The sequence below is a fragment of the Micromonospora sp. MH33 genome (assembly GCF_003013775.1).
Classification (GTDB): domain Bacteria; phylum Actinomycetota; class Actinomycetes; order Mycobacteriales; family Micromonosporaceae; genus Micromonospora; species Micromonospora fulviviridis.
The window spans coordinates 1-5,887 of sequence record NZ_MUYZ01000365.1; the positions used below are offsets into that span (position 1 = coordinate 1).

The following is a 5,887-nucleotide window of genomic DNA, read 5'->3' on the forward strand; positions in this document are numbered from 1 at the left end:
GGCGAGGCCCCCCGCGACCTCGCCCGCGCCGCCCTGTGGGGGCTGGTCCGGTCGGCGCAGTCCGAACACCCCGGCCGCTTCACGCTGCTCGACACCGACGACGCCGCCACCTCCCTCGCCGCGGTCCCGGCCGCGGTCGGCTCGGGCGAGCCGCAGCTCGCGGTCCGCGACGGCGCCGTCCTGGTGCCCCGGCTCGTCCGGGCGCGGGAGGCCGGGGTGCTGTCGCTGCCCGGCGACGAGGTGCCGTGGCGGCTCGACGTCACCGAGACGGGCACCCTGGAGAACCTGGCCCTGCTCCCCGTGCCCGCCGGGGCGGGCGAGCTGCCGGAGGGGCACGTCCTGGTCGAGATGCGCGCCTCCGGGCTCAACTTCCGGGACGTGGTGCTGGCTCTCGGCATGGTCCCGGACCAGGAGGTGCTGGGCAGCGAGGGCGCCGGCGTGGTGCGCCAGGTCGGTCCCGGCGTCACCGGCCTCGCTCCCGGCGACCGGGTCATGGGCATCATCGCCGGCTCGTTCTCCTCCGTCGCGGTCACCGACCACCGCATGCTCACCCGCATCCCCGACGGCTGGTCGTACGCCGAGGCGGCCGCGGTGCCGGTGGTCTTCCTGACCGCCTGGTACGGGCTGGTCGAGCTGGGCCGGCTGACGGCCGGGGAGTCGGTGCTGGTGCACGCGGCGACCGGCGGTGTCGGCATGGCCGCCGTGCAGATCGCCCGCCACCTCGGCGCGGAGGTCTACGGCACGGCCAGCCCCGGCAAGTGGCCGGCGCTGCGCGCCACCGGCTTCGACGACGCGCACATCGCGTCCTCGCGCACCCTCGACTTCGTCGACGAGTTCCGCGAGCGCAGCGGCGGGCGCGGCGTCGACGTGGTGCTCAACTCCCTCGCCGGCGAGTTCGTGGACGCGTCCCTGCGGCTGCTGTCCCCGGGCGGCAGGTTCGTCGAGATGGGCAAGACGGACAAGCGGGATCCGCGGCGGGTCGCCGCCGACCACCCCGGCGTGAGCTACCAGGACTTCGACCTCATGGCGGCCGGCCCGGCCACGATCGGACGGATGCTGGCCGAGCTGATGGCGCTGTTCGCCGGCGGTGAGCTGCGGCCGCTGCCCCGGCGCACCTGGGACGTCCGGCGCGCCCCCGAGGCGTTCCGCTTCCTCAGCCAGGCCCGGCACGTCGGCAAGCTGACCCTGAGCATCCCGCGGGTGCCGCGGCTCGACGGCACGGTCCTGGTCTCCGGTGCCACCGGGACCCTGGGCGCGCTGCTCTGCCGGCACCTGGTCGCCGCCCACGGCGCCCGGCACCTGCTGCTGGTCAGCCGCCGCGGCCCGGACGCCGAGGGCGCGGACGACCTGCTGGCCGACCTCAAGGCGCTGGGCGCGGAGGTGTCGATCGTCGCCGCCGACCTGGCCGACCCCGACGCCGTGGCCGACGTGCTGTCCATGGTGGACGCGCGGCACCCGCTGCGTGCCGTCGTGCACGTGGCCGGGGTCGTCGACGACGCCACCGTCGAGTCGCTCACCCCGGACCGGCTCGCCGCGGTGCTGCGGCCGAAGGTCGACGCGGCCTGGAACCTGCACCGGGCCACGCTCGACTCCGACCTGACCGCGTTCGTGCTCTACTCCGCCGCCGCCGGCGTGCTCGGCGGGCCGGGCCAGGGCAACTACGCGGCCGGCAACGCGTTCCTCGACGCCCTGGCCGAACACCGGCGGGCCCTCGCCCTGCCGGCGGTCTCCCTGGTGTGGGGCCTGTGGGCGCAGGCCAGCGGCATCACCGGGCATCTCGGTGACGTCGACCGGCGGCGGCTGGAGCGCAGCGGGCTGGTGGCACTCACCAACGACGAGGCCCTGGCCCTGTTCGACGCGACCTGGCGGTCGGAGCGGCCGACGGTGATGCCCGCCAGGATCAACACGGCGATGGTGACGCACGGCCACCCGCTGCTGGCGGCCCTGGTCCGCACCGCCGGCCGCCGGGCCGTCGCCGCCGAGGCCGCCGGCGGCCAGGCGTTCGCCGACACCCTGCGCGGCCTGCCCGGCGAGAAGCGGGAACGCGCCCTGCGCGACCTGGTGCTGTCGCACGTCGCCGTGGTCCTCGGCCTCGGCGACCCGGCCGGCGTGGAACCGGCCCGGGCGTTCCGGGAACTCGGCTTCGACTCGCTCACCGCGGTGGAGCTGCGCAACCGGCTCGGGGCGGCCACCGGCCTGCGGCTGCCGGCGACGCTGGTCTTCGACAACCCGACGCCGGCGGCGCTCGCCGCGTACCTGGCCACGCAGTTCGCCGTCGCGGACGTGGCCGTCGACCGGACGTCGGGCGTCGGGCGGGAACTCGACCGGCTGGAGGCGGCGCTCGCCGGGCTCGATCCGACCGACGACGAGTTCCGCGGGATCACCGAGCGGCTGCACGGCCTGCTGGACCGGCTGGCCGAGCGGCGGGCCGACGCCGACGGCGACGACGACCTGGAGTCGGCCACCACCGAGAACATCTTCGACCTGATCGACCGCGAGCTGGAGACGTCGTGACCGCCGGCCGCGACGACATCGGTATGCCGAGTGAGGTAGGCCCACGGTGACCAACGAGGACGAGAAGTACGTCGAGTACCTGAAGCGTACGACCTCGGAGCTGCGGCGTACCCGGCGGCGGCTGCGGGCGCTGGAGGCCCGGGACTCCGAGCCGATCGCCATCGTGGCGATGAGCTGCCGGTACCCGGGCGGGGTGAACTCGCCCGAGCAGCTGTGGGAACTCGTGCGCGACGGTCGCGACGGGATCGGCCCGTTCCCGGCCGACCGGGGCTGGGACCTCGACCGCCTCTTCCACCCCGACCCCGACCACCCCGGCACCAGCTACGTGCGGGAGGGCGGCTTCGTCTACGACGCCGCGGACTTCGACGCCGACCTGTTCGGCATCAGCCCCCGCGAGGCGCTGGCCATGGACCCGCAGCAGCGGCTGCTGCTGGAGGCGTCCTGGGAGGCGTTCGAGCGGGCCGGGCTGCCGCTGCCGGCGGTGCGGGGCAGCCGTACCGGGGTGTTCGTCGGGGCGGCCTCGCACGGCTACGACGCGGTGATCGCCCAGGCCGAGGACGGCGAGGGACACCTGCTCACCGGCAACTCCACGAGCGTCATCTCCGGCCGGATCGCGTACACCCTCGGCCTGGAGGGGCCGGCGGTCACCATCGACACCGCCTGCTCCTCGTCGTCGGTGGCGCTCCACCTGGCCGTCCAGGCGCTGCGCAACGGCGACTGCGAGCTGGCCCTCGCCGGTGGCGTCACCATCATGCCCACCCCGGCCGTGTTCGTCGGGTTCAGCCGGCAGCGGGGCCTCGCCGCCGACGGGCGGTGCAAGGCGTTCGCCGCCGCCGCCGACGGCACCTCCTGGTCGGAGGGGATCGGCATGCTGCTGCTGGCCCGCCTCTCCGACGCCCAGCGCCACGGCCACCCGGTCCTCGCCGTGGTCCGGGGCAGCGCGGTCAACCAGGACGGCGCGTCCAACGGCCTGAGCGCCCCGCACGGCCCCTCCCAGGTTCGGGTGATCCGGCAGGCCCTCGCCAACGCCCGGCTCACGCCCGAGCAGATCGACGTGGTGGAGGCGCACGGCACCGGCACCACCCTCGGCGACCCGATCGAGGCGCAGGCCCTGCTCGCCACGTACGGGCAGGACCGGGGCGAGGCCGCCCCGCTGCTGCTGGGCTCCGTCAAGTCCAACCTCGGCCACACCCAGGCCGCCGCCGGCGTCGCCGGCGTGATGAAGATGGTGCTGGCGATCCGGCACGGCGTCGTCCCGCCCACCCTGCACGTGGACGCCCCGTCCCCGCACGTCGACTGGGCCGCCGGGGCGGTCGCGCTCGCCACCGAGGCGACCCCGTGGCCGGCCGTGGACCGGCCGCGCCGGGCGGCCGTGTCGTCGTTCGGGGTGTCCGGCACCAACGCGCACACCATCATCGAGCAGGCCCCGGCGCCGGAGCCCGCCGAGCAGGAGCCGGCGGCGGTCGACCGTCCGGTCGTCCCGGTGCTGCTCTCCGCCCGCTCCGACGCCGCCCTCGCCGCCCAGGCCGGCCGCTGGGCCGCCTGGCTGACCGCCGACGCCGACGCCCGGCCGCTGGACGTCGCCTACTCCTCGGTGGTGTCCCGGTCCGTGCTGGACCGCCGTGCGGTGGTGGCCGCCGCCGGCCGGGACGACCTGATCGCCGGGCTGCGGGCCCTCGCGGCCGGGGAGCCGGCCGGGAATGTGCTCGCCGGCGCGGGCGTGCCCCGCGGCCAGCTCGCCGTCCTCTTCTCCGGCCAGGGCGCGCAGCGCCCCGGCATGGGCCGGGAGCTGTACGCCGCCTTCCCGGTGTTCGCCGCGGCGCTGGACGAGGTGTGCGGGCAGCTGGACCGGGCCCTGCCGCGGCCGCTGACGTCCGTGCTGTTGGCCACCGAGGGCTCGCCCGAGGCCGACCTGCTGGACCAGACGGTCTTCACGCAGGCCGGCCTGTTCGCCGTCGAGGTCGCCCTGTTCCGGCTGGTCGAGTCGTTCGGCGTGGTGCCCGATGTGGTGGGCGGGCACTCGATCGGGGAGATCACCGCCGCGTACGTGGCCGGGGTGCTGTCCCTGGAGCACGCCTGCGCGCTGGTCGCCGCGCGGGGCCGGCTCATGCAGGCGCTGCCCGCCGGCGGCGGGATGCTCGCGGTCGCCGCCGCCGAGGCCGACGTGCGGTCCACCCTCGACGGCCTGACCGACCGGATCGGCATCGCCGCGGTCAACGGCCCGAACGCCGTCGTCGTGTCGGGCGAGGTCGACGCCGTGGACCGGGTGGAGCAGCTCTGGCGGGACCGGGGCGTGCGGACCCGCCGGCTGAGCGTCAGCCACGCGTTCCACAGCCCGCTGATGGAGCCCATGCTGGCGAAGTTCCGGGGGGTCCTCGACCGGCTGACCTTCGCCGCCCCCGCGCTGCCCGTGGTGTCGAACCTGACCGGGGAACTGGCCGACGCCGACGAGCTCCGCACACCGGACTACTGGGTGCGGCACGTCCGCGAGGCGGTCCGCTACGCCGACGGGGTCGCCGCGCTGCGCGCCGCCGGGGTGGACACCCTGCTGGAGATCGGTCCGCAGAGCGTGCTGACCGCGCTGGCCGCCGACATCCTCCCCGCCGACGGGGGCGTGCTCGCGGTGGCCGCCCAACGCGCGGACCGCCCCGAGGCCGACGCCCTGCTGGCCGCCCTGGCCGAGCTGCACCTGCACGGCCACCCGGTGACCTGGCCGGGCTGGTTCGCCGGCACCGGCGCCCGCCGGATCGACCTGCCCACGTACGCCTTCCAGCACCAGCGCTACTGGGCCGGCCCCGGCGACGCCACCACGGCGTCGCGGGAGCGGCCGGGCGGGGCCGACGGCGACTTCTGGGCCGCCGTGGAACGCGGGGACCTGCCCGCCGTGGCGTCCCACCTGGCCGTGCAGGACGACCCGGACGCGGTCGCGGCCCTCGCCCCGGCCGTACCGGTGCTGTCGTCGTGGCGGCAGGCCCGGCAACGCGACGCCGTGGTGGACGGCTGGTCGTACCGGATCGGCTGGGAGCCGGTCCACCCGGCCCCCGCGCCGGCCCTCACCGGCCGCTGGCTGGTGGTCGTCCCCACCCCCGAGGCGGGGGCGGGCGAGACCTCCGGGCCGTGGGACGCGCTGCTCGCCGACGTCGACGTGCTCGCCGTGCCCGCCGGGACCGGGCGGGCCGAGCTGGGTGAGCTGCTGCGGCAGCGCGGCGAGCCGGGCTGGCGCGGGGTGCTCTGCGTTCTGCCCGGGCCGGACGGGCCGCTGCCCGACGCCCCCGCCGTCCCGGCCGGAACGGCGCTGCTGCTCACCGTCGCCCAGGCCCTCGCCGACACCGGCCTGCCCGGCCGGCTGTGGTGCCTCACCCGGGGGGCCGTC

General features: G+C 76.7%; 2 protein-coding genes. Both read left to right on the top strand.

Annotated features, from left to right (window positions below):
* Nucleotides 1-2,514: type I polyketide synthase (locus B0E53_RS32265; protein ID WP_146167855.1), on the top strand; the 2,514-nt coding region annotated here is incomplete at its 5' end.
* A gap of 46 nt (nt 2,515-2,560) precedes the next feature.
* Nucleotides 2,561-5,887 (top strand): type I polyketide synthase (locus B0E53_RS32270; protein WP_146167856.1); only part of this gene is annotated, 3,327 nt, incomplete at its 3' end.